Source organism: Streptomyces sp. NPDC058464 (assembly GCF_042721035.1).
Lineage (GTDB): Bacteria > Actinomycetota > Actinomycetes > Streptomycetales > Streptomycetaceae > Streptomyces.
Map to the genome: position 1 here is coordinate 1 of NZ_JBHXMA010000027.1, position 16,078 is coordinate 16,078.

General features: G+C 70.1%; 11 protein-coding genes and 1 pseudogene. All 12 read left to right on the top strand.

The genetic code is table 11. From position 1 onward, the window contains the following. Window positions 1-117: 117 nt before the first annotated feature. A complete protein-coding gene (locus ACFWPQ_RS31415) occupies window positions 118-2,616 on the top strand; it encodes a SpoIIE family protein phosphatase (RefSeq protein WP_384042119.1) in 2,499 nt (832 codons plus the stop codon). Beyond that, a complete protein-coding gene (locus ACFWPQ_RS31420; protein ID WP_384042122.1) occupies window positions 2,609-4,147 on the top strand; it encodes a bifunctional folylpolyglutamate synthase/dihydrofolate synthase in 1,539 nt (512 codons plus the stop codon). The genes ACFWPQ_RS31415 and ACFWPQ_RS31420 overlap by 8 nt, the downstream gene beginning before the upstream one ends. Window positions 4,148-4,149: 2 nt before the next feature. After that, window positions 4,150-4,506, top strand: a complete 357-nt coding sequence (locus tag ACFWPQ_RS31425; RefSeq protein WP_384042124.1) for a DUF4233 domain-containing protein — start codon at window positions 4,150-4,152, stop codon at window positions 4,504-4,506. A gap of 197 nt (window positions 4,507-4,703) precedes the next feature. Next, window positions 4,704-5,117, top strand: a complete 414-nt coding sequence (gene ndk / locus ACFWPQ_RS31430) for a nucleoside-diphosphate kinase (protein WP_189261448.1) — start codon at window positions 4,704-4,706, stop codon at window positions 5,115-5,117. A 350-nt stretch (window positions 5,118-5,467) separates the two neighbouring features. Next, complete coding sequence (locus ACFWPQ_RS31435) at window positions 5,468-6,487, top strand: rod shape-determining protein (protein WP_046734341.1); 1,020 nt, start codon at window positions 5,468-5,470, stop codon at window positions 6,485-6,487. A gap of 264 nt (window positions 6,488-6,751) precedes the next feature. Next, complete coding sequence (mreC, locus tag ACFWPQ_RS31440) at window positions 6,752-7,705, top strand: rod shape-determining protein MreC (protein WP_384042127.1); 954 nt, start codon at window positions 6,752-6,754, stop codon at window positions 7,703-7,705. A 14-nt stretch (window positions 7,706-7,719) separates the two neighbouring features. Then, window positions 7,720-8,397 (top strand): rod shape-determining protein MreD, encoded by a 678-nt coding sequence (gene mreD, locus ACFWPQ_RS31445; protein ID WP_384042129.1) that lies wholly within the window; start codon window positions 7,720-7,722, stop codon window positions 8,395-8,397. 115 nt (window positions 8,398-8,512) lie between these two features. Then, entirely contained in the window at window positions 8,513-10,768 is a 2,256-nt protein-coding gene (gene mrdA / locus ACFWPQ_RS31450) for a penicillin-binding protein 2 (RefSeq protein ID WP_384042132.1), read from the top strand. Beyond that, complete coding sequence (gene rodA, locus ACFWPQ_RS31455) at window positions 10,765-11,964, top strand: rod shape-determining protein RodA (protein ID WP_361294424.1); 1,200 nt, start codon at window positions 10,765-10,767, stop codon at window positions 11,962-11,964. The genes mrdA and rodA overlap by 4 nt, the downstream gene beginning before the upstream one ends. A gap of 130 nt (window positions 11,965-12,094) precedes the next feature. Next, window positions 12,095-13,600, top strand: a complete 1,506-nt coding sequence (locus tag ACFWPQ_RS31460) for a CHAD domain-containing protein (protein ID WP_384042135.1) — start codon at window positions 12,095-12,097, stop codon at window positions 13,598-13,600. A gap of 130 nt (window positions 13,601-13,730) precedes the next feature. After that, window positions 13,731-15,713, top strand: coding sequence for a TIGR03960 family B12-binding radical SAM protein (locus tag ACFWPQ_RS31465; protein ID WP_384042138.1), 1,983 nt, complete (start codon window positions 13,731-13,733; stop codon window positions 15,711-15,713). A 156-nt stretch (window positions 15,714-15,869) separates the two neighbouring features. Continuing rightward, a pseudogene (locus ACFWPQ_RS31470) lies at window positions 15,870-16,007 on the top strand (peptide-methionine (S)-S-oxide reductase); the annotation flags it as partial. Window positions 16,008-16,078: the final 71 nt, after the last annotated feature.

A 16,078-nucleotide genomic window follows, 5' to 3' on the forward strand; every position in this document is an offset into this window, starting at 1 on the left:
GCAGCCCCTTCCCAGGGGGCTGCCGGACGCCTGCGTCCAGGGTCCCGCCCTACAATCCAAAAGTAGGAACATGACCTTAATGTTCCGTTTTGGCTTTGTGGCGGAGGGAACGCCCACATGCAGCGCAGGGGCCGAACGAGGACACCTCCGCACCGGGGGCTGGTCCCCCTGACGGCTGTCGCGGGCGGCCTGCTCGCCGTGCTGATCGGCCTCGTCTTCCTCGTGCTGGTGCTGGCGATCCAGGACGCGCGGCACTCCCTGCTCTCCGCCCGCAGCGGACGGCCGGCCCTGACGCAGGTCGGGGTGGTCCAGGGGACCGTCTTCGACATGGAGAGCGGTCAGCGCAGCTACGTCATCACCCGGCAGGACGAGTTCCTCAAGCCCTGGCAGGCCGCCCGGACCGCGTTCCCCCCGCAGGCACAGCGGCTCGTCGACGTCAGCACGTCCCCTGCCCAGCGGCAGCTCGCCGAGCAGATACAGCGGGCCGGCCAGTCCTTCGTCGACGACTACTCGGTCCCCCTCGTGGCCGAGGCCCGGCGCGGCGACCCCGACGCGAGCAGCACGGCGCGCACGCTGGAGGGCAAACAGCGGCTCGACACGCTCCGGGACCAGTTCTCCCGCTATCTGAAAGCCGAGCGCGCCTCGATCGACCAGCGTGAGAACGCGCTGGAGGGCCGGATGCGCTCGCTGACGATCGCCGCGTCCGCCGGCGTCGGCGTGGCCGTCCTCCTGATCGTCGCCTACGGCGCCTACGTGACCCGGGTGATCGTCTGGCCCGTGCGCAGGATGGCCCGCTTCGCGACCCGGCTCGCCGCCGGGGACCTGGGCGCACGGGTACCGCCCTCCGGGCGCTGGGAGATCGGGCAGCTGGAGACGGCGTTCAACACCATGGCGGGCTCGCTGGAGAAGAGCCACCGGCGGCTGCGGCTGCTCTACGACGCCGGTACCGCCGTCGGCAACACTCTCGACGTGGGGCGGACCGCCGACGAGCTGGTGCGGGTGGCCGTCCCCCGCTTCGCCGACTTCGTCACCGTCGACCTGGAGGAGCCGGTGCTGAGCGGCGGGGAGCCGACGGCGGCCGAGACCGTCCTGCGGCGCGTGGCCCGGGGCGGCATCCGCGACGACTCCCCGCTGGACCCGGTCGGTGCCCTCATCGCTGTGAGCCCGCCGCCCGGAGCCGGCCGGCCCGGCGGCCCCGGCGCGGCCTTCGTAGCCGATCTGAGGGGCACCCGGAACGCGAGGTTTCCCGACGCGCGCCACCTGGACCGGCTCCTCGACTACGGCCTGCGCTCGCTGATCACCGCACCCCTGTCCGCGCAGGGCGTCCTGATGGGGGTGATCGTCTTCTGGCGCACCCGGGACTCCCCGCCGTTCGAGAAGGACGACCTGTCCGACGCGGAGGAACTCGCCGCGAAGGCCGCGACCGCCATCGACAACGCACGGCGCTTCACCCGGGAGCGCGAGACCGCGCTGGCGCTCCAGCGCAGCCTGCTGCCGCAGGTCATGCCCGACTGCCCGAGCGTCGACTTCGCCTACCGCTACCTCCCCACCGGCACCCGCGCCGGGGTCGGCGGCGACTGGCTCGACGTGATCCCGCTGTCGGGCACCCGGGTGGCCCTGGTCGTCGGGGACGTCGTCGGCCACGGCATCCAGGCCTCCGCCACCATGGGCCGGCTGCGCACCGCGGTCCGCACCCTCGCGGACGTCGACCTGCCCCCCGACGAACTCCTCACCCACCTGGACGACCTGGTCCTGCACCTCGACGACGGCGCCGGGGAACAGGCCGGTGAGGTGGGCTCGACCTGCCTGTACGCCGTCTACGACCCCATATCAGGGCGCTGCTCCCTGGCCAGCGCGGGCCATCCGCTGCCCTTCGTGATCACTCCCCACGGCGCGGTGGAGGCGGCCCCCGGCGAGGCCGGCCCGCCGCTCGGGCTCGGCGGGCTGCCGTTCGAGACCACCGACCTGGACCTCGCCGCGGGCTCCACCCTCGCGCTGTTCAGCAACGGCCTGGTGCACTCCCGCAACCTCGACCTGAGCCACGGCCTCGAACGGCTCCGCGGCGCGCTGGCGGCGTCCGGGGAGAGGGAGTCGCTGGAGGCGGCCTGCGACCGGGTGGTGACCTCGCTGCGCACCGGCGAACCCGCCGACGACGTCACCCTGCTGCTCGCCCGCACCCGCGCCCTGCCCTGCGACCAGGTGGCCACCTGGGAGGTCCCCGCGGACCCCGAGCACGTCGCCAGGGCCCGGACCCTGACCACCGGGCAGCTCGACGCCTGGAAGCTGGACGAGCTGTCGTTCACCACCGAACTGGTGGTCAGCGAACTCGTCACGAACGCCATCCGCTACGGCGGCTCCCCGATCCAGCTGCGGCTCATCCGCGACACCACCATGCTGATCTGCGAGGTCTCCGACGGCAGCAGCACCGCCCCGCACCTGCGGCGGGCCCGGGTCTTCGACGAGGGCGGCCGGGGCCTGCTGCTGGTGGCCCAGCTCACCCGGCGGTGGGGGACCAGGCAGACCTCCGCCGGCAAGACGATCTGGTGCGAGCAGGCGCTACCGGTGACCGACGCGACCACGCGGCCGCGGGGCTCCGTAGACTGGTGCCGTGAGTGATCTGCCTCCGCACGACCCCCATGAGAGCTTCGACGAGAGCTTCGAAGACGACTCCGACGACTTCGACGACATCGTCGCGGCAGAGACGGACCGTGATCCCGATCTCGCGGTGATCGAAGCCGGCAGCCGGACCCTGCGCACCCAGGGCGGCGGCCCGCAGCAGGCCGACGTCCCGGGCCGCCCCGAGGACCCCGAGGTCGACCGGGCCCTGCGCGAGGTGGAGGCGGAGCTCGCCACCCGCTGGGGCGAGACCAAGCTGGAGCCGTCGGTCACCAGGATCGCCGCCCTCATGGACGTGCTGGGCGAGCCCCAGCGGTCGTACCCCTCGATCCACATCACCGGCACCAACGGCAAGACCTCCACCGCCCGCATGATCGAGGCCCTGCTCGGCGCCTTCGACCTGCGCACCGGCCGCTACACCAGCCCGCACGTGCAGTCGATCACCGAGCGCATCAGCCTCGACGGCGCCCCGATCTCCGCCGAGCGGTTCATCGAGACGTACAACGACATCAAGCCCTACGTCGAGATGGTCGACTCGCAGCAGGAGTACCGGCTCTCCTTCTTCGAGGTGCTCACCGGCATGGCGTACGCGGCCTTCGCGGACGCCCCGGTCGACGTCGCCGTCGTCGAGGTCGGCATGGGCGGCTCCTGGGACGCCACCAACGTCATCGACGCCGACGTCGCCGTCGTCACCCCGATCGACCTCGACCACACCGACCGGCTCGGCGGGACCACCGCGGAGATCGCCGGCGAGAAGTCCGGCATCATCAAGCAGGACGCGACGGTCATCCTGGCCCAGCAGCCGGTCGACGCGGCGCAGGTGCTCCTGAAGAAGGCCGTCGAGGTCGACGCCACCGTCGCCCGCGAGGGCCTGGAGTTCGGTGTCGTCGCCCGCCAGGTCGCCGTCGGCGGCCAGCTGCTCACCCTGCGCGGCCTCGGCGGCGAGTACGACCAGGTCTACCTGCCTCTGCACGGCCCCTACCAGGCCCACAACGCGGCCGTCGCGCTCGCCGCGGTGGAGGCGTTCTTCGGCGTCGGCTCCCAGCGCCCCGAGTCCCTCGCCATCGACACGGTCCGCAAGGCCTTCGCGGCGGTCTCCTCCCCGGGCCGCCTGGAGGTCGTACGGCGCTCTCCCACCGTCGTCCTCGATGCCGCCCACAACCCCGCCGGCGCCCGCGCCACCGCCGAGGCCGTCGGCGAGGCCTTCGACTTCAGCCGGCTGATCGGCGTGGTGGGCGCCAGCGGCGACAAGAACGTCCGGGGCCTCCTGGAGGCCTTCGAACCGATCTTCGCCGAGGTCGTGATCACCCAGAACTCCAGCCACCGCGCGATGGACGCCGACGAGCTGGCCGCGATCGCCGTCGAGGTGTTCGGCGAGGACCGCGTCCAGGTCGAGCCGCGGCTGCCCGACGCCCTGGAGGCCGCGATCACGCTCGCCGAGGAGGAGGGCGAGTTCGCCGGCGGCGGGGTGCTGGTCACCGGCTCCGTCATCACCGTGGGCGAGGCCCGACTGCTCCTCGGGAGGCGCTGACCATGCGCACGCTCTGCTCCTCCACCCTGATCGGCGAGTTCTTCGTCATCGGCTTCGCCGCCCTGGTCGCCATGAAGGACGCCGACCTGTCCGCCTCCACGGTGTGGCTGGTCAGCGGCATCGCCATGTTCCTCTGCGTGGCCCTGTGCGGGGTGATCACCCGCCCCGGCGGCGTGGCCCTCGGCTGGGCCCTGCAGATCGCCCTGGTCGCATCCGGGATCTTCGTCCCGACGATGTACTTCCTGGGCGCGCTCTTCGCCGGCCTGTGGTGGGCGTCCGTGCACTACGGGAAGAAGATCGACGAGGCGAAGGCCCGCTTCGCGGCGCAGAGCACTCAGGACAGCCCGTCCGGCGCTTGAGGACGGCAGCCGACCCTCACCCCCGCTCTCCAGCCCGTCCGGCGTTCGAGGACGAGGCCGTTCAAGCCGGAGCGGGGGTCCGGGGGGCAGCCCTCGAAGGCGGCCGCACCGGACGCCCGCACACCGCACAACGAACGCCCAGGCCAGCCCTGTAGCCTCTCCACACCGCACACGTCAGTACCGCGAAGGAGCCCCCCGTGACCCAGCGCACCCTCGTCCTGCTCAAGCCCGACGCCGTCCGTCGGGGCCTGACCGGCGAGATCATCAGCCGTATCGAGCGCAAGGCCGGCTGGCAGATCACCGCGCTGGAGCTGCGCACCCTGGAGCGCGCCACGCTGGAGCAGCACTACGGCGAGCACGTCGGCAAGCCGTTCTACGAGCCGCTGGTCGAGTTCATGGCCTCCGGCCCGTCCGTCGCCCTGATCGTCGAGGGCGAGCGCGTCATCGAGGGTGTCCGCGCGCTGGCCGGCCCCACCGACCCGATCGCCGCCGCGCCCGGCTCCATCCGCGGCGACTTCGGCGTGATCGTCCGCGAGAACCTGATCCACGCGTCCGACTCGGAGGAGTCCGCCGAGCGCGAGGTCAAGATCTTCTTCCCGGGCCGCGCGTAACCCTCCGGGCCCCGCACCCAGCCCTCCGGGCCCCCGCGACGGGCCCGTACGGAGTTTTGGTGGAAGTTTTTGATGAGGCGTCAGCCCATTGAGCTGCGTGACCTGGGACGGCCGAACGATTTCGGCCGTCCCTCGGCATATGCGTGCCGATCGGGGGAACGAGTGGCCCCGTTGGCCCGTCTCCACAAGCGAGGCGGCCACACACGTGCTGACAATGGCGAAGACCCTCGCGCAGTGTTCGTGCAGGCGCGTCTACGATGGAAGCCTTCACGTCACAGCACCCACTTCGCCGACCTGAAATGCCCTCAAAAGCTCCCGGGAAGGCCAGACGAATCCTGATGGGGAACTCAATGTCGTTCATCGGCCGTGACATGGCTGTCGACCTCGGGACCGCCAACACGCTGGTGTACGTCAGGGGTCGCGGGATCGTACTCAACGAGCCGTCCGTTGTCGCGATCAATACGAACACCGGTGGAATTCTGGCGGTCGGCGCGGAGGCGAAGAAGATGATCGGGCGCACGCCCGGCAACATCGTCGCCGTACGCCCGTTGAAGGACGGCGTGATCGCCGACTTCGAGATCACCGAGCGGATGCTCCGCTACTTCATCCTGAAGATCCACAAGCGCCGGTACCTGGCCCGTCCGCGTGTCGTGGTGTGTGTGCCCTCCGGCATCACGGGTGTCGAGCGCCGTGCCGTCATCGAGGCGTCGTCGCAGGCCGGTGCCCGTCAGGTGCACATCATCGAGGAGCCCATGGCCGCCGCCATCGGCTCCGGCCTGCCGGTCCACGAGGCCACGGGCAACATGGTGGTGGACATCGGCGGCGGCACCACGGAGGTCGCGGTCATCTCGCTCGGCGGCATCGTCACCGCCCAGTCCATCCGCGTCGCCGGCGACGAACTGGACAACGCGATCATCCAGCACATCAAGAAGGAGTACAGCCTCCTCCTCGGTGAGCGGACGGCCGAACAGATCAAGATCACGATCGGTTCGGCGTACGAACTCGACTCCGACGAGCACACCGAGATCCGCGGCCGGGACCTGGTGTCCGGTCTGCCGAAGACCGTGGTCATCTCGGCCGCCGAGGTCCGCAAGGCGATCGAGGAACCCGTCAACGCCATCGTCGACGCCGTCAAGACGACGCTCGACAAGTGCCCGCCGGAGCTGTCCGGCGACATCATGGACAGGGGAATCGTTCTGACCGGCGGCGGAGCCCTGCTGCGCGGTCTGGACGAGCGGCTGCGCCGGGAGACCGGCATGCCGATCCACATCGCCGAGGACCCGCTGGACAGCGTGGCGCTCGGCTCCGGCAAGTGCGTCGAGGAGTTCGAGGCGCTCCAGCAGGTCCTGGACGCCCAGCCGCGCAGATGACGTAACTCTTCGATTCCGCCGTACGAGATGACCCCCTCTCGTGCGGCGGATCGTTGATATGGAGGCATAAGCTCACACAAAACGAGCTCCGCCCCGCCTCCCGCACCCCCACCCCCACGCTTCACCACAAGCCCCCCACGCTCCACAAGCTTTCAGAACAAGCTCCCCACGCTCCACAAGCTTTCAGAACAAGCTCCCCACGCTCCACAAGCTTTCAGAACAAGCTCCCGCAGGTTCCTATTGAGGAAGGCACGGCCGCCGCACGTGAGGGACACGAAAGAGAGCCGGCTGCTCCTGGTGCTGCTGATCGCCATCGCGTTCGCGCTGATCACGGTGGACATCCGAGGTGGCAGGAACTCCCCGGTGGACGGCGCCCGGCAGGCCGCGGCCGCGGTCTTCGGCCCGATCGAGAACGGCATGTCGACGGTGGTGGACCCGGTCGGAAACGCCGTCTCCGCCGTCCGTGACTCCGGCGACCGGCACGACCGGCTGGCCCGGCTGGAGAAGCAGAACGCGACCCTCAAGGCGAAGCTCGGCAGCGACGACCGCAACCGCAGCCGCCTGAGCCAGCTGGAGAAGATGCTCAACGTGGCCGCCGAGGGCCAGTACGGCATCAAGGGCGCCCAGGTCATCGCCATAGGGTCGGCGCAGGGCTTCTCCTGGACCGTCACCATCGACGTCGGCTACAACGACGGCATCAAGCGGGACATGACCGTCCTCAACGGCAACGGCCTGGTCGGCCGCGTCACGACCGTCGGCCCGGACGCCTCCACCGTGCTGCTCGCCAACGACCCCGACTTCACCGTCGGCACCCGCATGGAGGGCAGCGACGAACTCGGCTTCGCCTCCGGCCAGGGCGACCGCCCGCTGCGCGTCGAACTCCTCGACAGCAAGGCCGAGGTGAAGAAGGGCGACCGGCTCGTCACCTTCGGCTCCCAGGGCGACAAGCCGTTCGTGCCCGGGGTCCCGGTCGGCACGGTCTCCAGCGTGGACCCGTCCAACGGCGGCCTCACCCGCACCCTGTACGTCACGCCGTTCGTGTCCTTCACCAAGCTCGACATCGTCGGTGTGGTCGTCCAGGCACCGAAGAAGGACCCGCGCGACGAGGTGCTCCCGGCCAAGCCGAAGCCGACCCCGACCCCGACGGTGACCGTCACGGTCACCCCGTCCGCGGACGCGAGCGCCAACGCGTCCGACACCACCGGCGAGCAGCAGTAGGAGCTGAATCCCCCATGCGTGTCAACCGGCTCCTGCTCTCCTCCGCCCTGGTCGTCGTCGCCCTGGTGATCCAGGTGAGCGTCCTCGCCCGCCTGCACCTGCCGGGCGCCGTCCCCGACCTCATGCTGCTCACCGTCCTCGGCCTGGCCATGGTGTACGGCCATGTCGGCGGCGCCCTCGTCGGCTTCGGCGCCGGACTCCTCGCCGACCTCGCGCCGCCCGCCGACCACGCCGCCGGCCGCTACGCCCTGGTGCTGTGCGTCGTCGGCTACTTCGCCGGCCTCATCAAGCCGGAGAACGGCCGCCTGAAGTCCGCGACCGGCCCGATGCTCGTCGTGGTCGCCGCCGCCATCGGCTCCACCCTGCTGTACGCGGGCGTCGGCGCCCTCGTCGGCGACACCGCCGCCCGGCACGTCGGCATGACCAGCCTGCTGATCACGGCCGCCCTGTACGACCTGCTGCTCGCCCCGTTCGTGGTCCCCGGCGTCATGGCCCTGGCCCGCCGCGCCGACAACGACCCGCTCACGGAGGCCAACTCCGGCGGCAAGGCGGGCGACATCTCCTCCGGCTGGATCTCCTCCGGCACCGGAATGCGCATCGGCGGCCAGCGCGGCGGCCTCGGCGGACTCAAGGCCAAGGCCCGCACCCGCACCGTCCGCGTCGGCCGCATCAAGGGAGTCAAGCGCCTGTGAACACGGGGGAGTTCACCCGAACGAGTGCACGGGGGCGGAACGCGGCCTCACAGGTCCATCGTTCATCATTCGTACGCGCACGCGCCTTCGTGCAGGGAGAGGGGGAGGCAGCCCAGTGACCAACATTCCCGAGACCGGTCGGACCCCACGGGTCCAGATCCGTCTCGTCGTCATCCAGATCCTGGTGCTGTCCCTGCTCGGCACCCTCGGCGGCCGCCTGTGGTACCTGCAGATCCGCGAGGGCGCCGAGTACCAGAAGGAGGCCTCCGGCAACCACGTCCAGCAGGTCGTCGAGCCCGCCGTCCGCGGCTCGATCCTGGACGCCCGCGGAGTCCCCCTCGCGGACAACGAGACCCGCCTGGTCGTCTCCGCCTCCCGCACCGACCTGCTCAAGCAGAAGGACGACGGCAAGGCGGTCCTGACCAAGCTCGCCGGCGTCCTCGGGATGAGCCCCACGGAGGTCATGCAGAAGGTCCGCCTCTGCGACGCCAAGACCCCCCAGCCCTGCTGGAACGGCTCGCCGTACCAGCCGATCCCGATCACCGACGAGGCCACCGCCAAGCAGGCCCTGCAGATCCGCGAGCGCTCCGAGGACTTCCCCGGCATCACCGCCGAGCCCGAGGCCGTCCGCCGCTACCCGGCCCCCGGCAAGTCCAACACCGCGCAGGTCCTCGGCTACCTCTCCCCGGTCACCGACGACGAGATCCAGCAGGCCAAGGACACCTCCTCCCCGTACCTGCGCTCCGACCAGGTCGGCCGCTCGGGCCTGGAGCGCGAGTACGACAAGGAGCTGCGCGGCAAGGCCGGCGTCACCCGCTACGAGGTCGACAACCTCGGCCGGGTCATCGGCAAGGCCAAGTCCGACGCCGCCGAGCCCGGTTCGAACCTGGTCACCAGCATCGACTCGCGGGTGCAGCGGGTCGCCGAGAACGAGCTGGACAAGGCCATGAAGGCCGCCCGCAAGCAGTACGACAAGATCACCCAGGAGAACTACAAGGCCGACTCGGGCGCCGTCGTCGTGATGGAGGCCAAGACCGGCCGGATCGTCGCCATGGCCTCCGCCCCGACCTACGACCCGAACGTGTGGGTCGGCGGCATCTCCGCCAAGGACTACCAGGCCCTCACCGGCAAGAACTCCGACTACCCGCTGCTCAACAGGGCCATACAGGGTCAGGCGGCCCCCGGTTCGACGTTCAAGGTGGTCTCCACCGCAGCCGCGGTCCAGGCCGGCTACGCCTGGGACGGCGGCTACCCCTGCACCAGCTCCTACTCGGTGGGCGGCCAGGTCTTCAAGAACTTCGAGGGCGAGAACTTCGGTCCCATCTCGCTGGGCCGCGCCCTGGAGGTCTCCTGCGACACCGTGTTCTACGGCCTCGCCGACGCCCAGTGGAAGAAGGACGGCGGCATCAACCCGAAGAAGGGCGAGCCCAAGGACTGGTTCTTCAAGACCGCCCACCAGTTCGGCCTCGGCAAGGAGACCGGCGTCGACCTGCCCAACGAGGTCACCGGCCGGATCCCCGACCGCCAGTGGAAGCTCGACTACTGGAAGGCCAACAAGGACGCCTGGTGCAAGTCCGGTAAGAAGGACGGCACCTACGTCGAGAAGATCGAGTACGAGAACTGCCTCGAAGGCAACAAGATGCGCGAGGGCGACGAGATCAACTACTCCATCGGTCAGGGCGACACCCTCGTCACGCCGATCCAGGAGGCGATGATCTACAGCGCCGTCGCCAACGGCGGCACCGAGTACCAGCCGACCATCGGCAAGGCGATCGTCAGCGCCGACGGCAAGACCGTCCAGGAGATCAAGCCCAAGGCGGTGCGCAAGCTGCCCGTCAGCCAGGCCACCATCAAGGGCATGGACGAGGCCTTCGCGGGCGTCATCACCCGCGGTACGGCGGCCTGGAAGTTCGGCGGCTGGCCGCAGGACAAGATCGCCCTGCACGGCAAGACCGGTACCGCCGAGGTCTACGGCAAGCAGACCACGTCGTGGCTGGCCACCTACACCAAGGACTACACGGTCATCATGACCATCGCCCAGGCCGGTACCGGTTCCGGTGCCTCCGGCGAGGCGGTCCGCAACATCTACAGCGCGCTCTACGGAGTCAGCGCGGACGGCTCCGTCGACAAGTCGAAGGCGTTGCTCTACACCCCGCAGAAGGGCCTGCCGAAGGTCCGCACGGACGGCACCATCGACTCCCCGAAGATCTCCAAGGACCCGGCGAAGGACTTCGAGGTCTACTCCCAGCAGGGCGACAAGACCACCGACAACGGGCAGACCCCGGCCGCCACCACGGCCTCACCGTCCACGGGCAACCGCACCACCCGCAGGCGACCGCGCAAGAGGGGAAGCCGGAGGATGCTCACATGACCGGCGTCAACAGCTTCTCCGTCTCCGGATACGGCCCGGCACGGGCCGGCTGGACCCGGGCCTTCGCCCGGGACTCGCTGACCCGCCGCCTGGACTGGCCGATGCTGCTGGCCGCCCTCGCCCTGTCCCTGCTCGGCTCGCTGCTGGTCTTCTCGGCCACCCGCAACCGCACCGAGATCAACCAGGGCGACCAGTACTACTTCCTGATCCGGCACCTGATGAACACCGGCATCGGGCTCGCCCTGATGATCGGCACCGTCTGGGTCGGCCACCGCCAGCTCCGCAACGCCGTGCCGATCCTCTACGGCCTGTCCCTGATGGGCATCCTCGCGGTGCTGACCCCGCTGGGCGCCACCATCAACGGCAGCCGCAACTGGATCGTCCTCGGCGGCGGCTTCTCGCTGCAGCCCGCCGAGTTCGTGAAGATCACGATCATTCTGGGCATGGCGATGATACTGGCGGCGAGGGTCGACGCCGGCGACAAGAAGTACCCCGACCACCGCACCGTCCTGCAGTCCCTGGGCCTGGCCGCGGTCCCGATCCTGATCGTGCTGCTCATGCCCGACCTCGGCACGGTCCTGGTCATGGTGACCATCATCCTCGGCGTGCTGCTCGCCTCCGGCGCCTCGAACCGCTGGATCTTCGGCCTGCTCGCCGCGGGCGTGACCGGCTGCATCGCCATCTGGCAGCTGCACATCCTGGACGAGTACCAGATCGCCCGCTTCGCAGCCTTCGCCAACCCGAGCCTCGACCCCTCGGGCGTCGGCTACAACACCAACCAGGCCCGTATCGCGATCGGCTCCGGCGGCCTGACCGGCGCGGGCCTCTTCCACGGCTCGCAGACCACCGGCCAGTTCGTCCCCGAGCAGCAGACCGACTTCGTCTTCACGGTCGCGGGGGAGGAGCTGGGCTTCGTCGGCGCCGGCCTGATCATCGTGCTCCTCGGCGTCGTCCTGTGGCGCGCCTGCCGTATCGCCCGCGAGACGACCGAGCTGTACGGCACGATCGTCGCGGCGGGGATCGTGGCGTGGTTCGCGTTCCAGGCGTTCGAGAACATCGGCATGACCCTCGGCATCATGCCGGTCACCGGCCTGCCGCTGCCGTTCGTGTCGTACGGCGGTTCGTCGATGTTCGCGGTGTGGGTGGCGGTGGGACTGCTCCAGTCGATCAGAGTGCAGCGCCCGATGTCTGCGTAGTACCGGGGCAAAAGCTCACAGGTGGCCACATTGTTCTCCATGTGTTCACCTGTGGCTTGTTTTGTCTTTCCCTTCGATTTACCCGCTTCGGCCGCTGGCCCCCGCGGTGCTGGGCTATTAGATTCTGTTCATGGCGGATGCTAAGCGTGAAATCGAGCGCAAGTACGAATCCGATGACAGCGGCCTGCCCGACCTGACCGGCGTCGCCGGGGTGGCGAACGTCGTGGACAAGGGCACCGCCGAACTCGACGCGACCTACCACGACACCTCCGACCTGCGCCTGGCCTCGGCCAGAGTCACCCTGCGCCACCGCAGCGGTGGCAGCGACGCCGGCTGGCACCTCAAACTCCCCGTCGCCCCCGGCGTCCGGGACGAGATCCACGCCCCCCTCTCCGACACGCTCCCCGACGAACTCGCCGCCCTGGCCCGCTCCCGGGTCCGCGAGGGCCGCCTGGTCCCGGTGATCCGCCTGCGCACCACCCGCGACATCCGGCACCTCGTCGACACCGACGGCGCCCTGCTCGCCGAGGTGAGCGTGGACCGCGTCCGCGCCGACCGGCTCTTCGGCGGCAAGGGCAGGGCCCAGTGGACCGAGATCGAGGTGGAACTCGCCGACGGCGGCGACCCCGCCTTCCTCGACAAGGTCGAGAAACGGCTGGGCAAGGCGGGCGTACACCCCTCGAAGTCCGCGTCGAAACTGGCCCGCGCCCTCGCCGAGACCAAGGGCGGCAGACCACGCCCCCCGAAGACCGGCCCCGCCTCCCCGGTCACCGCAGGCGACCACGTCATGGCCTACGTCCGCGCCCAGCGCGACGCGATCGTCGAGCTCGACCCGGCCGTCCGCCTGGACACCGAGGAGGGCGTCCACGACATGCGGGTCGCCACCCGCCGGCTGCGCAGCACCTTCCGCACCTTCGGCAAGGTCCTGGACCGCCAGGTCACCGACCCGATCGCCGACGAGCTGAAATGGCTGGCCGGCGAACTGGGCGTGGGCCGCGACCAGGAGGTCCTGGCCGAACGCCTGCTGGCGGACCTCGCCGACGTACCCCCCGCCCTCGTCGACGGCCCCGTCCACGACCGCCTGCACCACTGGGCCGAAGCGGGCGAACGCGGCTCCCGCAGCCGCCTCCTCGGCGTCCTGGACTCCAAGCGCTACCTGGCGCTCCTCGACACCCTGGACGCCCTGGCCGCCGACCCGCCGCTGCTGAAGGCGGCCGCCGGCGACCCCGAGGAGGTCCTCGCCAAGGCCGTGCGCAAGGACTTCGCGAAGGTCGCCGACCTGATCGAGACGGGCATGGCACAGCCCCCTGGCCACGACCGCGACCTCGGCCTGCACGAGGCCCGCAAGAAGGCCAAGCGCACCCGCTACGCGGCCGAGGCCGCCCGCCCCGCCCTCGGCAAGCCGGCGAAAACCCTGCTCACCTCCATGAAGACGCTCCAGACCATGCTCGGCGAGCACCAGGACAGCGTGATGGCCCGCGAGACCCTGCGCGAGCTGTCCGCGGTGGCCCACGCCGCGGGGGAGAGCACCTTCACGTACGGGCTGCTGTACGGCCGCGAGGAACAGCGGGCGGCGGCGGTGGAGGCCGGGGCACCACAGGCCTGGGAGAGCATCAAGGCCGAGACGCCGCTGTGATCCGGGCGTACGGGGGAGGCCGCCGACCGGGTTAGGCTAGATGGTCACCCTCCCCGGTCACCGGCCGGTGAGAGCCACCCCAGCCTCCGGCCGGGGAGTCGCCCCCAGCCACCTCACAAAGGTCCGCGAGATGCCTGCCGAAGCCGCCTCTCAGGTCGCCGAGTCTGTGTTCCCGCAGCTCGAAGCTCTGCTCCCGCACGTGCAGAAGCCGATCCAGTACGTCGGCGGAGAGCTCAACTCCACGGTCAAGCCGTGGGAGACCTGCGACGTCCGCTGGGCGCTGATGTACCCGGACGCCTACGAGGTCGGCCTGCCCAACCAGGGCGTCATGATCCTCTACGAGGTCCTCAACGAGCAGGAGGGCGTCCTCGCCGAGCGCACGTACAGCGTGTGGCCGGACCTGGAGGCGCTGATGCGCGAGCACGGCGTCCCCCAGTTCACGGTGGACAGCCACCGCCCCGTGCAGGCCTTCGACGTGTTCGGCCTGTCCTTCTCCACGGAGCTGGGCTACACGAACATGCTCACGGCCCTGGACCTGGCCGGCATCCCCCTGGAGTCCAGGGACCGCACGCTCGACCACCCGATCGTCCTGGCCGGCGGCCACGCCGCCTTCAACCCGGAACCGATCGCGGACTTCATCGACGCGGCGATCATCGGCGACGGCGAGCAGGCCGTCCTCGACATGACGAGGATCATCCGCGAGTGGAAGGCGGAGGGCCGCCCCGGCGGCCGCGAGGAGGTCCTCCTGCGCCTGGCGAAGACCGGCTCCGTCTACATCCCGGCGTTCTACGACGTCGAGTACCTCCCCGACGGCCGCATCGCCCGCGTGGTCCCCAACAAGTCCGGCGTCCCGTGGCGCGTCTCCAAGCACACGGTCATGGACCTGGACGAGTGGCCGTACCCCAAGCAGCCGCTGGTCCCCCTCGCCGAGACGGTCCACGAACGCATGTCCGTCGAGATCTTCCGCGGCTGCACCCGCGGCTGCCGTTTCTGCCAGGCAGGCATGATCACCCGCCCGGTCCGCGAACGCTCGATCACCGGCATCGGCGAGATGGTCGACAAGGGCCTCAAGGCGACCGGCTTCGAGGAGGTCGGCCTCCTCTCCCTCTCCTCCGCGGACCACTCCGAGATCGGCGACATCGCCAAGGGCCTCGCCGACCGCTACACCGAGGACAAGATCGGCCTCTCCCTCCCCTCCACCCGCGTCGACGCCTTCAACATCGACCTGGCGAACGAACTGACGCGCAACGGCCGCCGCTCCGGCCTGACCTTCGCCCCCGAAGGCGGCTCGGAACGCATCCGCAAGGTCATCAACAAGATGGTCTCGGAGGACGACCTGATCCGCACGGTCTCGACGGCCTACGGCAACGGCTGGCGCCAGGTGAAGCTGTACTTCATGTGCGGCCTGCCCACCGAGACCGACGACGACGTCCTCCAGATCGCCGACATGGCGACGAAGGTCATCGCCAAGGGCCGCGAGGTCTCCCGCTCCAACGACATCCGCTGCACGGTCTCCATCGGCGGCTTCGTCCCCAAGCCCCACACCCCCTTCCAGTGGGCCCCGCAGCTCTCCGCCGAGGAGACCGACGCCCGCCTGGAGAAGCTTCGCGACAAGATCCGCGGCGACAAGAAGTACGGCCGCTCGATCGGCTTCCGCTACCACGACGGCAAGCCCGGCATCGTCGAAGGCCTGCTCTCCCGGGGTGACCGCCGCATCGGCGCCGTCATCCGCGCCGTCTACGAGGACGGCGGCCGCTTCGACGGCTGGCGCGAGCACTTCTCCTACGACCGCTGGATGGCCTGCGCCGACAAGGCCCTGGCCCCCTTGGGCGTGGACGTCGACTGGTACACCACCCGCGAGCGCACCTACGAGGAGGTCCTCCCCTGGGACCACCTCGACTCGGGCCTCGACAAGGACTGGCTCTGGGAGGACTGGCAGGACGCCCTCGACGAGACAGAGGTCGAGGACTGCCGCTGGACCCCCTGCTTCGACTGCGGGGTGTGCCCGCAGATGGACACCCACATCCAGATCGGCCCGACCGGCAAGAAGCTGCTGCCGTTGACGGTCAAGAACGCGGGTCCGTCGCCGGCGTCGAGTGGTCACACGCACTGAGGCGGGCGAGGCACTCGATCGGGTGGTTGAGGCCCGGCGGGGGTGCGAGGTGGAACGGGCGTGAAGGAGCGTCGGCCTCCGAAGCGACCGTCCGTGGCTGCTCTTGCCACGAGTCGCCGCGGGCCGCATTGGGAGGCGCCGAGCAGCATCTGCCGGGCTGAGCGTTACCACCAGCAGTACCTTTCAGGCAGCAAGAACCCGGACGGCTACTGCGGATTGGGCGGGACGGGGGTCAAGCCAAGTGACCCGTTCGGGACGGGCTGGGGGGAGTCCTGTCCTTCGGGTGCCGCTCCGGTGTCGGACGTCACGGACCGGTGGCAACAGACTCGGCCGGGCCATCGTCACCGCGTATCCAGTGGCTGTCG